Raw genomic sequence first — 16,272 nt, forward strand, 5'->3', positions numbered from 1 at the left:
ATAGGGACACATAAATGGAAAATTGTCGGCGGACTCTCCCTCACAGCGTCCGATTTCAGCGTCTTTCCCCTATGGGAACCCCTTCCGGCTGCTTGGGAGGCTTTTCCAATAAAACGGGGACATAATAAATATCAAGAAAATACAAAGACCTACGTGTTCCCCAAGTAGCGGCGCGCGGGAGCAGCCCCGTCCCAACAATAATATGTCCCCGTTTATTGGGGTAATATTTCCCTTTCATATCAAGGGGATGGAGCACACCCAGGCTTTGCGCAGGGCAACAATTTGCCCCTACAATTCTTCGCACCAGGGCGGTGCGTACGCGCACCAAAACAAGCCCAAGCGCCCCATGACGGCGCACCTTGCACCCTTTTGAAGCAGCCCCCAAGGAGATCATGTTGAAAGTGCAGAGTCTGGACGACTTCCTGCGCGGCGTCGCCGCGCGCGATCCGCAACAGCCGGAATTCATGCAAGCCGTCCAGGAGGTGATGCTGAGCCTGTGGCCGTTCATCGAAAAGCACCCCCACTACGCCGAGCACGCCATCCTCGAGCGCCTGGTGGAGCCCGAGCGCGTGATCCAGTTCCGCGTGTGCTGGACCGATGACCAGGGCCAGGCCCGCGTCAACCGCGCTTTCCGCATCCAGCACAGCTCGGCCATCGGCCCCTTCAAGGGCGGCATGCGCTTCCATCCCTCGGTGAACCTGTCGATCCTGAAGTTCCTGGCGTTCGAACAGACGCTGAAGAACGCGTTGACCACGCTGCCCATGGGCGGCGGCAAGGGCGGCTCGGACTTCGACCCCAAGGGCAAGTCCGACGCCGAAGTCATGCGCTTCTGCCAGGCCCTGATGATCGAGCTGTACCGCCACCTGGGCCCGGACACCGACGTGCCGGCCGGCGACATCGGCGTGGGCGCGCGTGAAGTCGGCTTCATGGCCGGCATGATGAAGAAGCTGTCCAATTCCACCGCCAGCGTGTTCACCGGCAAGGGCCTGACCTTCGGCGGCAGCCTGATCCGCCCCGAGGCCACCGGCTACGGCACCGTGTACTTCGCCGAGGAAATGCTCAAGCGCATCGGCCGCTCGTTCGATGGCCTGCGCGTGTCGGTGTCCGGCTCGGGCAACGTGGCGCAATACGCCATCGAGAAGGCCATGGCGCTGGGCGCCAAGGTCGTGACGGTGTCCGATTCCAACGGCACGGTGGTCGACGAGGCCGGCTTCACGCACGAGAAGCTGCTGGCCCTGATGCACATCAAGAACGACCTGCGCGGCCGCCTTGACGCCTACGCCAGCCAGTTCGGCCTGAAGTACGAAACCGGCAAGCGCCCCTGGCACGTGCCGGTCGACGTGGCCCTGCCCTGCGCCACGCAGAACGAGCTGGAACTGGCCGACGCCCAGACGCTGATCAAGAACGGCGTGCTGTGCGTGGCCGAGGGCGCCAACATGCCCGCCACGCTGGAAGCCGCCAAGGCCTTCATCGCCGCGCGCGTGCTGTACGCGCCGGGCAAGGCCAGCAACGCCGGCGGCGTGGCCGTGTCGGGCCTGGAAATGAGCCAGAACGCGGCCCGCCTGGCCTGGACCCGCGAGGAAGTGGACGCCCGCCTGCACGCCATCATGCGCGACATCCATGAGAACTGCGTGCGCCACGGCCACAGCGAGCGCGAATACGTGAACTACCTGGACGGCGCCAACATCGCCGGTTTCGTCAAGGTTGCCGACGCGATGCGTCAGCAAGGGCTGTACTAGGCCCCCCCGAGGCGCTGCGCGCCGTCCCCCAGGGGCGCCACTGCGGACCGGCAAAGCCGGCTCCGCGTGGCCCCGGTCGGGGAGGACTTGCCGAATTGAGGCGGGTCCGCCAGTGCAGCGGGTCAGTGCTGCGGGTGTAAGACCCGCAATTCCTGTTGTTCAGATGCAGCGATGCCCGCTCCGTGGAGCGGGCATCGCGCTTGCGCCTTGCTCGACTGAGCGCCTGGCGCTCAGTGCTTCATCGAGCTGTGGTCGTGGCTCATGCCGGGGTTGTGCGCGGCGGGCTTGACCTTGAACTGGACGGCGACCTCGCCGGCCTTCTCGAACTTGAGCGTGGCGGGCACCGAAGCGCCTTCGGCGAAGGGGGCTTTCAGCTTGAGGAACATGACGTGATAGCCGCCCGGAGCCAGCTTGACCTCGCCGCCGGCGGGCAGCGCGATGCCGCCCTCGACCTGGCGCATCTTGGCCACGCCATCCTTGGTTTCCACGGTATGCAGCTCGACGCGCTCGGCGGCGCTTGAACTGACCGACAGCAGGCGGTCGGCGGCCGTGGCCTTGTTGTCGATCTCCATATAGCCCGCGCCATTGGACTGGCCCGGCGCCGAGGCGCGCACCCACAAGTCGTCGATCTCGACCTGGCCGGCCTGGTAGTCCTTGGCCCAGGCGGAACCGGCCGCGCACAGGCCCATGGCGGCGATGACTGCGAACTTGCGTAGTTTCATGCGTATGTCCTCCGGGAGATTAGCGCCGCCGCACCAGGCTGCGCGCGGCGGACAGGACCGAATCGGTCAGGGCTTCCATCGCCTCGGAGTTTACCCGCCAATGCTGCCAGTACAGCGGCACGTCTTCCCAGGCGCGGCCCCGCAGCAGCATCAGATGACCTGCGTCAAGGTGCTCCTGCACCAGCGGCAGCGGATTCATGGTCCAGCCCAGCCCGCCCAGCGTGGCCTGCACGAAGGCGCGGGTGGACGGCACCCACCAGACCGGCGGCTGCCAGGGCGCGGGATCCGAGATCTTGTGCGCGAAGCGGGCCTGCAGCGCGTCCTTGCGGTTGAACACCAGCACCGGCGCCTGCGCCAGCGTCTGGGCGTTCACGCCCTGCGAGAAATAGCGCTTGTGGAAGTCCGGCGAGCAGGTCGCCACGTAGCGCATGCTGCCCAGCGCGTGGATGCGGCAGCCCTGCACCGGATCGGCCAGCGTGGTCACCGCGCCCAGCACGGCGCCGTTGCGCAACAGCGCGGCCGTGTGATCCTGGTCCTCGGATTGCATGTCCAGCGTGGCGCGGGTGCGCGCCGAAAACTGCAGCGCCGCCTCGACGAACCAGGTTTCCAGGCTGTCGTGGTTGACGGCGATGGGGATGCTGGCGTGCGGCACGTCGTCCTCGGCCACGCCCAGGCGATTGAGCGCGTCGTGTTCCAGCAGCGCGGTCTGTTCCGCCAATTGCACCAGCACCCGGCCGTCGGCGGTGGCGGCGGCGGGCACCGTGCGCTGCACCAGCAGCCGGCCCATGCGGTCTTCCAGCGCCTTGATCCGCTGCGACACCGCCGACGGCGTCACGCTCAGCGCCAGCGCGGCGCGCTCGAAACTGCCTTCGCGCACCACCGCCGCCAGGGCCCGCAGATTGCCGTGATCGATCTTCATGGCTGAATTAGTTTTGCTTAAGATAATGAAGGAAAATTAGCTGTATTTCAGGTAGCCGGCAAGCGACAATTCATCATGCCGGCACGCCTGCGCGCGCCGACGCCCCGCTTCATCGCCAGCCTCCCCAGGACGGAAAAGCCATTCCGGCATGCGCTTGCCGCCGCCGGAACGGGCCGGCTTGACGATGAAAACACCCATGCCGCGCACCACGCGTGCGCCCGCCGTCTCCGGAGACCACCGGAAACGACCGGGCGCCGAACGCCTCGCGCGCGCCTGGGACTTGTAGCCATCGAGCGCCGGCACAGGCGCAGCAGCAGAGGTATCCGCATCATGTTCACCACCCTGTCATCTCCCCTCTTCTTCACCGCCTGGGCCAGCGGCACGGCCACCGGGCTGGGCCTGTTCGCCGTCGTGGGCGCGCAAAGCGCGTTCATCCTGCGCCAGGGCCTGATGCGCGCGCATCTGGCCAGCGTGGTCGCCATCTGCGCGCTGATCGACGCCGTCTTCATCTTCGCCAGCGTGTCCGGCCTGCAGGCCCTGACCACCTGGTTCCCCTGGCTGACCACGGCCGTGCTGTGGTTCGGCGTGGCCTTCCTGTCCTGGTACGCGCTGCAATCGGCGCGCCGCGCCTGGAGCGCGAACGGCGGCCTGGCGGCGGCGCGCGAGGCCGTGCCCTCGCGCCGCGCGGCCATGCTGGGCGCGCTGGGCTTTTCGCTGCTGAACCCGCATTTCTGGCTGGACATGGTGGTGGTCGGCTCGCTGGCGCACGGCTTCGACGACGCCCGCATGGCCTTCGCCGCCGGCGCCTTCACCGCCAGCCTGCTGTGGCTGGCCGTGCTCAGCATCGGCTCGCGGCTGTTCGCCCCGTTCTTCGCCAGCGCCTCGGCCTGGCGCGTGCTGGACGGCATCATCGCCGTGATCATGGCCGCGCTGGCGGTCAGCCTGGCGCTCAAGGGCATCTGAGCCGCCTGGCGCCCGCACGGCGGGGGTCCTCCCCGCCGCCTTCCTCACCCGCCCCTTGCCCAGGAGCGCCGCCATGTACACCGCCACCTTCATCTTCGCCAAGAAGCAATACGACGAGGATTTCCACCTGCTGGACGGCCAGATCGCCGAGGCCGCGCGCGCCCTGCCCGGCTACCTGGGCGAGGAGTCCTGGGAAGACCCGGCGCGCGGACTGGTCAGCAATGTCTATTACTGGGAATCGCTGGACGCGTTGCAGGCGCTGATCCGCCTCCCGCTGCACCAGCAGGCCAAGGCCGCCCAATCCCGCTGGCTGGACGGCTACCGCGTCGTCATCGCGCAGGTGATCCGGCAATACGGCGACGACCGCCTGCCGCCCCTGGCCGCCATCCCCGGCGCCTCGCCCAGCCGCTGACCCTCGCGCCCGCCGGGCCCGGCTACCCAAGCGTTTTCCCTAGGTCTGGCCGCCATGTGCCGGGCGGCTACCCAATTCCCGTAAAAACCCTCCCTAGGGATTTCCACGGAAGTGCGCCGCCGAGTCAGATTCGCGTAAGAGATTAAGCAGACAGTCACACCACGCAACACAAGCATGCGCGCCGCACGTTGCATCCAGGCGCCGGCAACAGGTTTTCGACGCAGTTCCACCAATTACAACGGAGACACACTCATGGACTTTCGTTTGAAGCTGCTGGCAGGAACCCTTGCATTTGCCCTGTCGGCCGCGTCCCACGCCGCCGATCCCATCAAGATCGGCGTGGCCGGCCCCTATACCGGGGGTTCTTCCTCGATGGGCGTGAGCATGCGCGACGGTGTGCGCCTGGCGATCGAAGAGATCAACAAGGGCGGCGGTGTGCTGGGCCGCCAGCTGGTCGCGGTGGAGCGCGACGACGAGGCCAAGAACGAGCGCGGCGTGCAGATCGCCCAGGAGCTGATCAACAAGGAACAGGTCACCGCCACCGTCGGCTACATCAATACCGGCGTGGCCCTGGCCTCGCAGCGCTTCTACCAGGACGCCAAGATCCCGGTATTCAACAACGTGGCCACGGGCAGCGTCATCACGCACCAGTTCAAGGCGCCCGAATACCCGGACAACTACGTGTTCCGCAACGCGGCGCACGACAGCATCCAGGCGCCGATGATCGTCGAGGAAGCCATCACCCGCCGCGGCTTCAAGAAGGTCGCGATCCTGGCCGACTCCACCAACTACGGCCAGCTCGGCCGCGAGGACCTGGAAAAGGCCCTGGCCGCCAAGGGCATCAAGCCGGTGGCCGTGGAGAAGTTCAACATCAAGGACGTGGACATGACGGCCCAGCTGCTCAAGTCCAAGGAAGCCGGCGCCGAGGCGGTGCTGACCTACGGCATCGGCCCCGAGCTGGCGCAGATCGCCAACGGCATGGCCAAGCTGGGCTGGAAGGTGCCGATCATCGGCAGCTGGACGCTGTCCATGGCCAACTACATCGACAACTCGGGCACCAATGGCGAAGGCGCGCGCATGCCGCAGACCTTCATCCAGGACCCGGACACGCCCAAGCGCAAGGCCTTCATCGACGCCTACCTGGCCAAGTTCAAGCCCAAGAACAACCGCATCGACTCGCCGGTGTCGGCGGCCCAGGGCTATGACTCGATCTTCCTGCTGGCCGCGGCCATCAAGCAGGCCAACTCCACCGAGGGCCCGAAGATCCGCGAAGCGCTGGAAAACCTGCAGACGCCGGTCGAAGGCGTGGTGATGACCTACAACAAGCCGTTCAGCCACGACAACCACGACGCGATCACGGCCAAGGAAGTGGTGATCGGCGAGGTCAAGGGCGGGCGCGTGGTCAAGGCGAACTAGACCCACCCGAGAAGCGCTGCGCGCTTCTTCCCTCAAGGGCGCTGCCGCGGACCGGAAGGGGAAGCCCACCCGTGAAGCGCTGCGCGCCTCTTCCCTCAAGGGCGCTGCTGCGGACCGGCCAAGCCGGCTCCGCGCAGCCCCGATCAGGGGACGGCCTGGTCGCGTTGCGGCCTTGCTCTTCGTAGGAGATGCCTCGGGATGGCACAGCGTATTTCGGATCGGTTTGACTGAAGCAGCCTTGCGGTGCCATGGCCCTGCTCCTTGAGGGAGCTTCGCCACGGCGCGGCCGGCTGATGCCGTTGGATGTGATGCAGGTGGCGCGCAGCGCCTTGGACAACAGAGAACCGCGTTCCGGCCAAGGGATCTGGCACGGGACGCCGGCGCCACGAAGACACACCATGATTCTTCTACAGCTTATCTATAGCGGTATCGCGCTGGGCATGATCTATGCCGTCATCGCGTTCGGATACCAGCTCACCTTCGCCACGTCGGGCACGCTCAATTTCGGTCAGGGCGAAGCCCTGATGCTGGGCGCGCTGGTCGGCCTCACGCTGGTGGGGCTGGGCGTGAACTACTGGGTCATGATCCCCATCGTCTGCATATTCGGCTTCGCGCAGGGCGCGCTGGTCGAGCGGGTCGGCGTGCGGCCGGCCATCAAGACGCGGTCGGAATTCGGCTGGATCATGGCCACCATCGCGCTGGGCATCATCTTCAAGAACGTGGCCGAGAACGTCTGGGGCCGCGACGACCTGCGCTTTCCCTCGCCGCTGCCCGAGGCGCCGATCCAGGTGCTGGGCGCCAACGTGCTGCCCATGGAGCTGCTGGTGGTGCTCGGCGCGCTGGCCATGATGCTGCTGGTGGAAGTGTTCAACCGCAAGTCCATCTACGGCAAGGCCTTCGTCGCCACGTCCAATGACCGCGACGCCGCCGGACTGATGGGCATCAACACCGGCATGGTGATCACGTTTTCCTATGCGCTGTCGTCGCTGACGGCGGCCTTCGCCGGCGTGCTGGTGGCGCCGCTGACGCTGACCGGCGCCACCATGGGCGCGGTGCTGGGCCTGAAGGCCTTCGCGGTCGCCATCATCGGCGGCCTGTCCAGCGGCATGGGCGTGGTGGTGGGCGGCCTGATCCTGGGCATCGCCGAGACCACCACCGGCTTCTATCTTTCGACGGGGTACAAGGACGTGCCTGGACTGGTGCTGCTGCTGCTCGTGCTGACCTTCAAACCCGCCGGCCTGTTCGGCAAGACCGCGATCAAGAAGGTGTGACGACGATGAAACCCCTGCATCTGCTGCTGTCCGTCGTCGCCGTCGCCTGCCTGGCCGCCGTGCCGCTGGGTGTGACCAACACCTATTACCTGCACCTGATCGAAACCATCATGATCTATGCGATCCTGCTGTTCGGGCTCGATATCGTGGTGGGCTACACCGGCCAGGTCTCGCTGGGCCATGCCGGCCTGTTCGGCATCGGCTCCTACGTGGCCGGCGTGCTGTTCTTCCATCTGCAGCTGCCCATCTGGCTGACGCTGCCGGCCGCCATCCTGATCGCGGCGGCCTTCGGCGCGGTGCTGGCGCTGCCGGCGCTGCGCGTCACCGGCCCGTACCTGGCGATGGTGACGCTGGCCTTCGGCACCATCATCCAGATCCTCATCAACGAGATGACCTTCCTGACCGAAGGACCGCTGGGCATCAAGATCCCCAAGCCGTCCATCGGCGGCCACGTGCTGAACAAGAGCGAGTACTTCTGGCTGGTCGCCGCGCTGCTGGTGCTGTCGCTGATCGTGGTGCACCGCATCCTCAAGTCGCACCTGGGGCGCTCGTTCGAGGCGCTGCGCGACAGCCCGATCGCGTCGGACTGCATGGGCGTGTCGGTCTACCGGCACAAGGTATTCGCCTTCGTCATCAGCGCCGGCTTCGCCGGCCTGGCCGGGGCGCTGTACTCCTATTCCGAACAGTACATCTCGCCCAACACCTACAACTTCGAACTCACCATCCTGTTCCTGCTGGCCATCATCATGGGCGGGCGCAAAAGCCGCACCGGCGCGCTGCTGGGCGCGGCCATCATCGTGCTGCTGCCCAAGATGCTGGACGACATCGCCACCTTCCGGCTGATCGCGCTGGGCGTGGCCGTCGTGGTGACGGTCGGCGGCGCCATGGCCGTCGCGCGCGGCCGCACCGAAGTCCGCAAGCTGGCCGTGCCGGTGGTCGGCACCATCGCGCTGGCGGTGTTCTCGTACTGGCTGGACGCGGTGACCGACTGGCGCCTGACCATCTTCGGCGCCATGATCCTGTTCGTGGTCTATTACCTGCCCGACGGCATCGTGGGCTTCGTGCGCAACCTGTTCTTCTCGGGCCGCCGCGCGGCCCTGTCGGTCAAGAAGGACCTGGTCAAGCAGCAGGAAGCCGTGCCGGATGCCGCGCGCGGCAACGGCGAGACCCTGCTCGCGGCCAAGGGCGTGCTGATGCAGTTCGGCGGCCTGAAGGCGCTGAACCAGGTGGACCTGACCGTCAAGCGCGGCACCATCCACGGCCTGATCGGCCCCAACGGCTCGGGTAAGAGCACCATGATGAACGTGCTGACCGGCATCTACGTGCCGACGGCCGGCTCGGTGGACTTCTCCGGCAAGTCGCTGGTGGGCCTGGCGCCGGCCGACATCGCCGCCTCCGGCGTGGCCCGCACCTTCCAGAACGTGCAGCTGTTCGGCGAGATGACGGCGCTGGAGAACGTGCTGGTGGGCCTGCACCATACCTTCGACACCGGGCTGGCCGGCATCGCGCTGCGCACGCCCGGCTGGAAGCGCGAGGAACAGCGCGCGCGGGCCCGCGCCCAGGCGCTGCTGGAATTCGTCGGCCTGGAGGACCTGGCCAGCGAGGAAGCGCGCAACCTGCCCTACGGCAAGCAGCGCCTGCTGGAAATCGCCCGCGCGCTGGCGCTGGACCCGCAGCTGCTGCTGCTGGACGAGCCGGCCGCCGGCCTGACCGCGCCCGACATCGTCGAGCTGCTGGCCATCATCCGCAAGGTCCGCGACCACGGCATCACGCTGATCCTGATCGAGCACCACATGGACGTGGTCATGGGCGTGTGCGACACCGTGTCCGTGCTGGACTTCGGCCAGAAGATCGCCGAGGGCCTGCCCAATGAAGTGCAGAGCAACGCCAAGGTCATCGAGGCGTATCTGGGCGGCGCGACCGCTTGACGCCAAGGGGACACACGAGATGCTATCGATCAAGAATCTGGAAGCGGGCTACGGCAAGGTCAAGGTGCTGCACGGCATCAGCATGGAGGTGCCCAAGGCCAAGGTGGTCACGCTGATCGGCTCCAACGGCGCCGGCAAGACCACCACCATGCGCGCCCTGTCCGGCATGATCCGCCCCACCGCGGGCGAGGTCACGCTGGGCGGCAAGCGCATCGACGGGCTGGAATCGCACCGCATCGCGCGGCTGGGGCTGGCGCACTCGCCGGAAGGCCGGCGCGTGTTCCCGACGCTGTCGGTCACCGACAACCTGTTGCTGGGCGCCTTTCCGCGCCTGACCGGCAGCCGCCCCAAGGGCGACGTGCAGGCCGACCTCGGCCGCGCCATGGACCTGTTCCCGCGCCTGAAGGAACGGCGCGAGCAGCTGGCGGGCACGCTGTCCGGCGGCGAGCAGCAGATGCTGGCCATGGCCCGCGCCGTCATGCTGAACCCGGAGCTGGTGCTGCTGGACGAGCCTTCCATGGGCCTGGCGCCCATCCTGGTGGAGGAAGTGTTCCGCATCATCGCGCGCCTGAAGGACGAGGGCGTGACCATGCTGCTGGTCGAGCAGTTCGCCGCCGCCGCGCTCAACGTGGCCGATTACGGGTATGTGCTGGAGAACGGGCGCATCTCGGTGCACGGCTCGGCGGACAAGCTCAAGCATGATCCGGCCGTGGTTGCAGCCTATCTCGGCGGAAGTCATTGACCCCCCCCCGAAGCGCTGCGCGCTTCCCCCCCAGGGGGGCGCCACTGCGGACCGGCAGAGCCGGCTCCGCGTAAGGACGGCCCCACCCCCGAGCGCTGCGCGCTCCCCCCTCAAGGGGGCGCCACTGCGGACCGGCAAAGCCGGCTCCGCGTGGCCTCGCTTGGGACGGGGTTGCCGGATTGGGGCGTGCCTACTTTCTTGAAGCGCATCTACTTGCGCTGACGGGCACGCTGCGCGTGCAAAGGGCGGACCCCTTGCGGGATCCGCCCTCTTTTCGTGGTTGCGGCGCTTAGACGATGGTGAGCGTCACGTCGATGTTGCCGCGCGTGGCGTTCGAGTACGGGCAGACGATGTGGGCGGCGGCCACCAGCTTTTCGGCCTGGGCGCGGTCCATGCCCGGCAGCGAGATCTTCAGCTCGACTTCGATGCCGAAGCCGGTCGGGATGGGGCCGATGCCCACGACGCCGTTGACCGACACGTCCGACGGAATGGCGATCTTGTCGCGGCCGCCGACGAACTTCATCGCGCCCAGAAAGCAGGCCGAGTAGCCCACGGCGAACAGCTGCTCGGGGTTGGTGCCGGCGTTGCCGGCGCCGCCCAGCTCGCGCGGGGTGGTCAGCTTGACGTCGAGCGCGCCGTCGTCGCTGACGCCACGGCCTTCGCGGCCTCCGGTGGCGGTGGCGCTGGCACGGTAGAGGACTTTTTCGATGGACATGATGGATTCCCTGTTCAAGTGGAAAACGAAGCCGCCGGGGAAGGATTCCACATCGGCGGAGCACTGCCTGGACCGCAAGGCGCCAGACCGGCTTTGCGGCCTGGCGCGATCAAATCAGTAGCAAACGACTATATCGCGCGCTACTTATAAAACGAAATCGAACACCTGTTGTACCTCCCTTTCACTGCAACGTCATCACAGGCTGGCGACCAGCTTCTCGCGCAGGCCGTGCAGCGCACGCATCGTGTCCTGCGCCTCGTCCAGCGAGCATTGCGCGGCGGCGGCGATGGCATGCGGCACGGCCTCGGCGCGCTCGCGCAGCTCGCGGCCCTGGCGCGTCAGCGCCACGATCACCTGGCGCTCGTCGGCCTGGGCGCGCGTGCGGCTCACCAGCCCTGCGGCTTCCAGCCGCTTGAGCAGCGGCGTCAGCGTGGCGGAATCCAGAAACAGGCGTTCGCCGATGTCCGTGACCGTGATCCCGTCGCCTTCCCACAGCACCAGCATCACCAGGTACTGGGGATAGGTCAGGTCCAGCCCGCCCAGCAGCTTGCGGTAGACCTTGTTCATCGCCAGCGAGGTCGAATACAACGCGAAGCACAGCTGGCTGTCGAGCAGCAGCGGGTTGAACGCGCCTTTGGCCGGCTTGGCGAGGGACTTGGATCGGGATTTCATGGCGCAATATTAAATAGCGCACTATTTAATGTCAACACCCGTCCGCGTCATTTTTCTTTCATGGCCTGGCGTATCGCGACACGGGCCTCGTCCGCGCCAACCCCGAAGCCACTTCAGCCTGCCATCGCCAGGCCGTCGCTGCCTCGCGGCGCCATCGCGTCAGGCCGCCGTCTCGCCCTCGACCGCCTCGCGGTCCGAACCGTACTGTTTCAAGCCATCCAGGTCCAGCACCCGCACCGCACCATACTCCACGGTGAGCAGCCCCGCCTCTTCCAGCTTGCGCAAGGCCTGGTTGGCGCGCTGGCGCGACACGCGCGCCAGGTAGCCGACTTCTTCCTGGGTGATGGCCAGCCGCATGCCCATGCCCGGATACAGCAGCGGGTTGAACAGCTCGGCCAGGCAGCGCGCCACGCGCGCGTCCGGATCCAGCAGGCGGTCGTACTCGGCCTTGCCGATGAACTGCGCCACGCGCTCGTTCAATTGATGCAGCAGATAACGGTTGAACGGGATGCTGGTGTCCAGCAGCCAGTCGAACGTGGCCGCCGGCAGCCGCGCCACCACCGAATCGCGCAGCGCGACGATGTCATATTTGCGGACTTCGCGCTTGAGCAGCGAGCCCTCGCCGATCCAGCCGCCGGCCGGCACGCCGGTCAGCGAAGCGACCTTGCCCTCGGCATTGCCCACCGACACTTTCACCAGGCCGCCCAGCACGCCGATCCAGGCCTGGGCGAGTTCGCCCTTGCGCTCTATGATCGATCCGGCGCTCGCCTGCTGCACGGTAAGGTCCCGCTCGACCCGCGACTTCTGCTCGCCGTCGAGCACGCGGAACCAGGCCGCGGCGAGTTGCAGGGAGTCTGATAGCTGCATCGGGAATACCCTAAAAGTTCCTTGAATGTCGCGATGGTGACAGTTGGCGGCAACCCAACCTTATACCTTAACTCCTGCCGTAAATCTAAAACCAACTGGTCAAGCGCTCTGCCCCGGTCGCCTACTCGGTATCCGGCCCTTGCGCCCAAACCGGAGGAGACAACGTGGCACATTCTTCGCCCGCATCCGCATCGATGCCGGCCGCGTCGGACACTTTCCCGGCGCTGCTGCTCGCGCATGCACAGCAACGCGGGACGCGGCCCGCGATACGGGAAAAAGACCTCGGCATCTGGCAGACGCTGACCTGGTCGCAGGTCGCCGAACACGTGCGCCAGGTCGCGCACGGCCTGGCAGCCTCCGGCATTCGGCCCGGCATGCACGTGGCCGTCATCGGCGAGAACCGCCCGCGTCTCTACATGGCCATGATGGCCGCGCAATCGCTGGGCGCGATTCCCGTGCCGCTGTACCAGGACGCCGTCGCGCAGGAAATGGTCTATGTGCTGCAGGACGCCGAGGTCAGCGTCGCCGTGGTCGAGGACCAGGAACAAGTCGACAAGATGCTGGAGGTGCGCGAACAGTGCCCGGCATTGCAGCGCGTGGTGTACGACGACCCACGCGGCCTGCGCCACTACGCCGACCCCATGCTGATGTCCTACGAGCAGCTGGAAGCGCTGGGCCAGGAATACGCCGCGCAGCATCCCGATTTCTTCGCCCGCGCCGTCGCCGCCGTCAAGCCGCATGATCCGGCGGCCATGTTCTATACGTCCGGCACCACCGGCAAGCCCAAGGGCGTGGTGCTCACGCATCATGCGCTGATCGACCGCGCCCGCGCGGTGTCCGACATGGAGCAGCTGACCGACCGCGAAGACGTGCTGGCCTACCTGCCGCCGGCCTGGATCGGCCAGAACATGTTCTCGTACACGCAGCTGCTGGTCACGGGCTTCACGGTCAACCATCCCGAGTCGCCCGACACCGTCTCCATCGACATGCGCGACATCGGCCCCACCTACTACTTCGCGCCGCCGCGCGTGCTGGAAGGGCTGCTGACGCATGTGATGATCCGCATGGAAGATGCCGGCGTCGTCAAGCGCAAGCTGTTCCATGCCTGCATGAAGCTGGCGCGCCGCGTCGGCACCCGGATCCTGGACGGCGAATCCGTCGGCCCCTGGGACCGGCTGCGCTACGCGCTGGGCAACGCGCTGATCTACGGCCCGCTGCGCAACGCGCTGGGCATGAGCCGCGTGCGCGTGGCCTACACGGCGGGCGAGGCCATCGGCCCGGACCTGTTCGTGTTCTACCGCTCCATCGGCATCAACCTGAAGCAGCTGTACGGTTCCACCGAGACCTCCGTGTTCGTCTGCGTGCAGCCCGACGGCCAGGTGCGCGACGACACCGTCGGCCCGCCCGTGGCCGGCGTGGAGATCCGCGTGGCCGACAACGGCGAGATCCTGGTCAAGAGCCCCGGCCTGTTCAAGGAGTACTACCGCAACAGCGCCGCCACCGAGGAAGCGCACAGCAGCGATGGCTGGTTCCGCACCGGCGACGCCGGCTACCTGGACACCGACGGCCAGCTCAAGATCATCGACCGCGCCAAGGACGTGGGCAAGCTCGCCGACGGCAGCCTGTTCGCGCCCAAGTACATCGAGAACAAGCTCAAGTTCTTCCCGCACATCAAGGAAGCCGTGGCCTTCGGCGCCGACCGCGAGGACGTCTGCGCCTTCATCAACATCGACCTGGAAGCCGTGGGCAACTGGGCCGAGCGTCGCGGCATGCCCTACGCCGGCTACACCGACCTGGCCAGCAAGGACGAGGTCTACCAATTGATCGCCGACTGCGTCGAGCAGGTCAACGCCGACCTGGCCAGCGATCCCAAGCTGTGCGCCTCGCAGGTCAGCCGCTTCCTGATCCTGCACAAGGAGCTGGACCCGGACGACGACGAGCTGACCCGCACCCGCAAGGTGCGCCGCGCCTTCATCGCGCAGAAGTATGGCGTGCTGATCGACGCGCTGTTCGACGAAAAGCCATCGCAGTTCATCGAGACCGAAGTGAAATTCGAGGACGGTCGCGTCGGCAAGATCTCGGCCGACCTGAAGATCCGTCCGGTCAAGAAGTTCCCCCCCGTCACCGCCCGAGCCGCCTGAAGGTCAGAAACATGAGCGACATCGACCGCGACCAGCGCATCGGCGACGTGATGCTGGACATGCAGAACATTTCCCTGTCCTTCGGTGGCGTGAAAGCGCTGACGGACATCTCCTTCAATGTGCGCGAGCACGAGATCCGCGCCATCATCGGCCCCAACGGCGCCGGCAAGAGCTCGATGCTCAACGTCATCAACGGCGTCTACACGCCGCAGCAGGGCGGCATCTCGTTCCGGGGCGAGCGCTTCTCGCGCATGAACCCGCGCCGCGCCGCCGAAATGGGCATCGCCCGCACCTTTCAGAACCTGGCGCTGTTCAAGGGCATGAGCGTGCTGGACAACATCATGACCGGCCGCAACCTGCGCATGAAGTGCGGGCTGCTGTCCCAGGCCTTCCGCCTGGGCCGGGCCGAGCGCGAGGAAATCCAGCACCGCGAATTCGTCGAGAACATCATCGACTTCCTGGAGATCCAGGCCTACCGCAAGACGCCGGTGGGCCGCCTGCCCTACGGCCTGCAAAAGCGGGTGGACCTGGGCCGCGCGCTGGCGATGGAGCCGCGCCTGCTGCTGCTGGACGAGCCGATGGCCGGCATGAACATCGAGGAAAAGCAGGACATGAGCCGCTTCATCCTCGACGTCAACGACGAGTTCGGCACCACCATCGTGCTGATCGAGCACGACATGGGCGTGGTCATGGACATCTCCGACCGCGTCGTGGTGCTGGACTACGGCAAGAAGATCGGCGACGGCAAGCCCGACGAGGTGCGCGCCAACGAAGACGTCATCCGCGCCTACCTCGGCGTCTCCCATTAAGGCGGACAGACATGGGATTTTTTCTAGAGACCTTATTCGGCGGCCTGATGAGCGGCATGCTGTACGCGCTGATCGGCCTGGGCTTCGTGCTGATCTTCAAGGCGTCCGGCGTCTTCAACTTCGCGCAGGGCGCGATGGTGCTGGTGGCCGCGCTATCCATGGCCCGCTTCTCGGAGTGGTTCCCGCGCTGGCTGGGCTTTGACAACATGATCCTGGCCAACGTGCTGGCCTTCATCGCCAGCGCGGCGGTCATGTTCCTGCTGGCCGTCGCCATCGAGCGCTTCGTGCTGCGCCACCTGGTCAACCAGGAAGCCACCACGCTGCTGATGGCCACGCTGGGCATCAGCTACTTCCTGGACGGCCTGGGCCAGATCACCTTCGGCAGCTCGGTGTATTCGATCAACGTGGGCATGCCCAAGGATCCGCTGATGATCCTGGACTCGATGTTCGAGGGCGGCCTGCTGATCAACCTTGAAGATCTGACGGCGGCGGTCATCGCCGCGCTGCTGGTGGCCGCGCTGGCGCTGTTCTTCCAGTTCACCTCCACCGGCCGCGCGCTGCGCGCGGTGGCCGACGACCACCAGGCGGCGCAGTCCATCGGCATCCCGCTGAACCGCATCTGGGTGATCGTGTGGAGCGTGGCCGGCCTGGTGGCGCTGGTGGCCGGCATCATCTGGGGCTCGAAGTTCGGCGTGCAGTTCACGCTGTCCACGGCCGCGCTGCGGGCGCTGCCGGTCGTGATCCTGGGCGGCCTGACGTCCGTGCCGGGCGCCATCCTGGGCGGCCTGATCATCGGCGTGGGCGAGAAGCTGTCCGAGGTCTACCTGGGGTCGCTGGTGGGCGGCGGCATCGAAATCTGGTTCGCCTATGTGCTGGCGCTGGTGTTCCTGCTGTTCCGTCCGCAAGGGCTGTTCGGCGAGAAGATCATCGACCGCGTCTAGCCGACTGGCAGAGGA

16 protein-coding genes are annotated in these 16,272 nt (G+C 66.6%); 10 read left to right on the top strand and 6 right to left on the bottom strand.

Going from position 1 to position 16,272, the window contains the following annotated elements; translation table 11 throughout:
• Positions 1–392 precede the first annotated feature (392 nt).
• Positions 393–1,739, top strand: coding sequence for an NADP-specific glutamate dehydrogenase (gdhA, locus tag KDH83_RS06220; RefSeq protein WP_212313579.1), 1,347 nt, complete (start codon positions 393–395; stop codon positions 1,737–1,739).
• A 230-nt stretch (positions 1,740–1,969) separates the two neighbouring features.
• On the opposite strand, the gene KDH83_RS06225 is transcribed toward gdhA, so the two are convergent.
• Genes KDH83_RS06225 through KDH83_RS06235 form a run of 3 tightly spaced genes read right to left on the bottom strand, consistent with a single transcriptional unit; the run spans position 1,970 to position 3,578 of the window.
• Complete coding sequence (locus tag KDH83_RS06225) at positions 1,970–2,461, bottom strand: copper chaperone PCu(A)C (RefSeq protein ID WP_212313581.1); 492 nt, start codon at positions 2,459–2,461, stop codon at positions 1,970–1,972.
• Positions 2,462–2,480: 19 nt separating this feature from the next.
• Positions 2,481–3,380, bottom strand: a complete 900-nt coding sequence (locus KDH83_RS06230) for a LysR family transcriptional regulator ArgP (protein WP_103271521.1) — start codon at positions 3,378–3,380, stop codon at positions 2,481–2,483.
• Between the two features lie 36 nt (positions 3,381–3,416).
• On the bottom strand, positions 3,417–3,578 hold the full coding sequence (locus KDH83_RS06235) for a hypothetical protein (protein WP_212313583.1): 162 nt from the start codon (positions 3,576–3,578) through the stop codon (positions 3,417–3,419).
• A gap of 132 nt (positions 3,579–3,710) precedes the next feature.
• Between KDH83_RS06235 and KDH83_RS06240 the strand changes: the two genes are divergently transcribed.
• The 6 genes from KDH83_RS06240 to KDH83_RS06265 all read left to right on the top strand — a co-directional run bounded on the left by KDH83_RS06240 (position 3,711) and on the right by KDH83_RS06265 (position 10,112).
• On the top strand, positions 3,711–4,343 hold the full coding sequence (locus KDH83_RS06240; protein ID WP_212313585.1) for a LysE family transporter: 633 nt from the start codon (positions 3,711–3,713) through the stop codon (positions 4,341–4,343).
• A gap of 73 nt (positions 4,344–4,416) precedes the next feature.
• Positions 4,417–4,755, top strand: a complete 339-nt coding sequence (locus KDH83_RS06245; protein ID WP_212313587.1) for an antibiotic biosynthesis monooxygenase — start codon at positions 4,417–4,419, stop codon at positions 4,753–4,755.
• A 252-nt stretch (positions 4,756–5,007) separates the two neighbouring features.
• Complete coding sequence (locus KDH83_RS06250; RefSeq protein ID WP_212313589.1) at positions 5,008–6,171, top strand: ABC transporter substrate-binding protein; 1,164 nt, start codon at positions 5,008–5,010, stop codon at positions 6,169–6,171.
• A gap of 398 nt (positions 6,172–6,569) precedes the next feature.
• On the top strand, positions 6,570–7,442 hold the full coding sequence (locus KDH83_RS06255) for a branched-chain amino acid ABC transporter permease (RefSeq protein WP_212313591.1): 873 nt from the start codon (positions 6,570–6,572) through the stop codon (positions 7,440–7,442).
• A gap of 5 nt (positions 7,443–7,447) precedes the next feature.
• Complete coding sequence (locus tag KDH83_RS06260) at positions 7,448–9,370, top strand: branched-chain amino acid ABC transporter ATP-binding protein/permease (RefSeq protein WP_212313593.1); 1,923 nt, start codon at positions 7,448–7,450, stop codon at positions 9,368–9,370.
• A 19-nt stretch (positions 9,371–9,389) separates the two neighbouring features.
• Positions 9,390–10,112 carry an ABC transporter ATP-binding protein gene (locus KDH83_RS06265; RefSeq protein WP_103271527.1) on the top strand — a complete coding sequence of 241 codons (723 nt, stop codon included), beginning with the start codon at positions 9,390–9,392 and terminating at the stop codon, positions 10,110–10,112.
• 289 nt (positions 10,113–10,401) lie between these two features.
• Here the strand turns inward: KDH83_RS06265 and KDH83_RS06270 are convergent, their stop codons facing one another.
• From KDH83_RS06270 to KDH83_RS06280, 3 genes are all read right to left on the bottom strand, one after another.
• Positions 10,402–10,827, bottom strand: coding sequence for an organic hydroperoxide resistance protein (locus KDH83_RS06270; RefSeq protein ID WP_103276239.1), 426 nt, complete (start codon positions 10,825–10,827; stop codon positions 10,402–10,404).
• Positions 10,828–11,022: 195 nt separating this feature from the next.
• On the bottom strand, positions 11,023–11,499 hold the full coding sequence (locus KDH83_RS06275) for a MarR family transcriptional regulator (RefSeq protein ID WP_103271528.1): 477 nt from the start codon (positions 11,497–11,499) through the stop codon (positions 11,023–11,025).
• A gap of 159 nt (positions 11,500–11,658) precedes the next feature.
• Positions 11,659–12,366, bottom strand: coding sequence for a Crp/Fnr family transcriptional regulator (locus tag KDH83_RS06280; RefSeq protein ID WP_212313596.1), 708 nt, complete (start codon positions 12,364–12,366; stop codon positions 11,659–11,661).
• Between the two features lie 164 nt (positions 12,367–12,530).
• Here KDH83_RS06280 and KDH83_RS06285 point away from each other — a divergent pair, with 164 nt between their 5' ends.
• The 3 genes from KDH83_RS06285 to KDH83_RS06295 are packed head-to-tail and all read left to right on the top strand — an operon-like array spanning position 12,531 to position 16,257.
• Positions 12,531–14,507: an AMP-binding protein gene (locus tag KDH83_RS06285; RefSeq protein WP_212313597.1), complete on the top strand. Its 1,977-nt coding sequence runs from the start codon at positions 12,531–12,533 to the stop codon at positions 14,505–14,507.
• An 11-nt stretch (positions 14,508–14,518) separates the two neighbouring features.
• Positions 14,519–15,316, top strand: a complete 798-nt coding sequence (locus KDH83_RS06290; protein ID WP_212313598.1) for an ABC transporter ATP-binding protein — start codon at positions 14,519–14,521, stop codon at positions 15,314–15,316.
• Between the two features lie 11 nt (positions 15,317–15,327).
• Complete coding sequence (locus tag KDH83_RS06295) at positions 15,328–16,257, top strand: branched-chain amino acid ABC transporter permease (protein WP_103271532.1); 930 nt, start codon at positions 15,328–15,330, stop codon at positions 16,255–16,257.
• The last annotated feature ends 15 nt before the right edge of the window (positions 16,258–16,272 follow it).

The organism is Achromobacter sp. Marseille-Q0513 (assembly GCF_018195695.1).
Taxonomy (GTDB): Bacteria; Pseudomonadota; Gammaproteobacteria; order Burkholderiales; family Burkholderiaceae_B; genus Achromobacter.

What these genes read in the sequence shown, in the direction of transcription:
- gdhA (WP_212313579.1), top strand. Translation starts at nt 393, where the DNA reads ATGTTGAAAGTGCAGAGTCTGGACGACTTCCTGCGCGGCGTCGCCGCG.
- KDH83_RS06225 (WP_212313581.1), bottom strand. Translation starts at nt 2,461, where the DNA reads ATGAAACTACGCAAGTTCGCAGTCATCGCCGCCATGGGCCTGTGCGCG.
- KDH83_RS06230 (WP_103271521.1), bottom strand. Translation starts at nt 3,380, where the DNA reads ATGAAGATCGATCACGGCAATCTGCGGGCCCTGGCGGCGGTGGTGCGC.
- KDH83_RS06235 (WP_212313583.1), bottom strand. Translation starts at nt 3,578, where the DNA reads ATGGGTGTTTTCATCGTCAAGCCGGCCCGTTCCGGCGGCGGCAAGCGC.
- KDH83_RS06240 (WP_212313585.1), top strand. Translation starts at nt 3,711, where the DNA reads ATGTTCACCACCCTGTCATCTCCCCTCTTCTTCACCGCCTGGGCCAGC.
- KDH83_RS06245 (WP_212313587.1), top strand. Translation starts at nt 4,417, where the DNA reads ATGTACACCGCCACCTTCATCTTCGCCAAGAAGCAATACGACGAGGAT.
- KDH83_RS06250 (WP_212313589.1), top strand. Translation starts at nt 5,008, where the DNA reads ATGGACTTTCGTTTGAAGCTGCTGGCAGGAACCCTTGCATTTGCCCTG.
- KDH83_RS06255 (WP_212313591.1), top strand. Translation starts at nt 6,570, where the DNA reads ATGATTCTTCTACAGCTTATCTATAGCGGTATCGCGCTGGGCATGATC.
- KDH83_RS06260 (WP_212313593.1), top strand. Translation starts at nt 7,448, where the DNA reads ATGAAACCCCTGCATCTGCTGCTGTCCGTCGTCGCCGTCGCCTGCCTG.
- KDH83_RS06265 (WP_103271527.1), top strand. Translation starts at nt 9,390, where the DNA reads ATGCTATCGATCAAGAATCTGGAAGCGGGCTACGGCAAGGTCAAGGTG.
- KDH83_RS06270 (WP_103276239.1), bottom strand. Translation starts at nt 10,827, where the DNA reads ATGTCCATCGAAAAAGTCCTCTACCGTGCCAGCGCCACCGCCACCGGA.
- KDH83_RS06275 (WP_103271528.1), bottom strand. Translation starts at nt 11,499, where the DNA reads ATGAAATCCCGATCCAAGTCCCTCGCCAAGCCGGCCAAAGGCGCGTTC.
- KDH83_RS06280 (WP_212313596.1), bottom strand. Translation starts at nt 12,366, where the DNA reads ATGCAGCTATCAGACTCCCTGCAACTCGCCGCGGCCTGGTTCCGCGTG.
- KDH83_RS06290 (WP_212313598.1), top strand. Translation starts at nt 14,519, where the DNA reads ATGAGCGACATCGACCGCGACCAGCGCATCGGCGACGTGATGCTGGAC.
- KDH83_RS06295 (WP_103271532.1), top strand. Translation starts at nt 15,328, where the DNA reads ATGGGATTTTTTCTAGAGACCTTATTCGGCGGCCTGATGAGCGGCATG.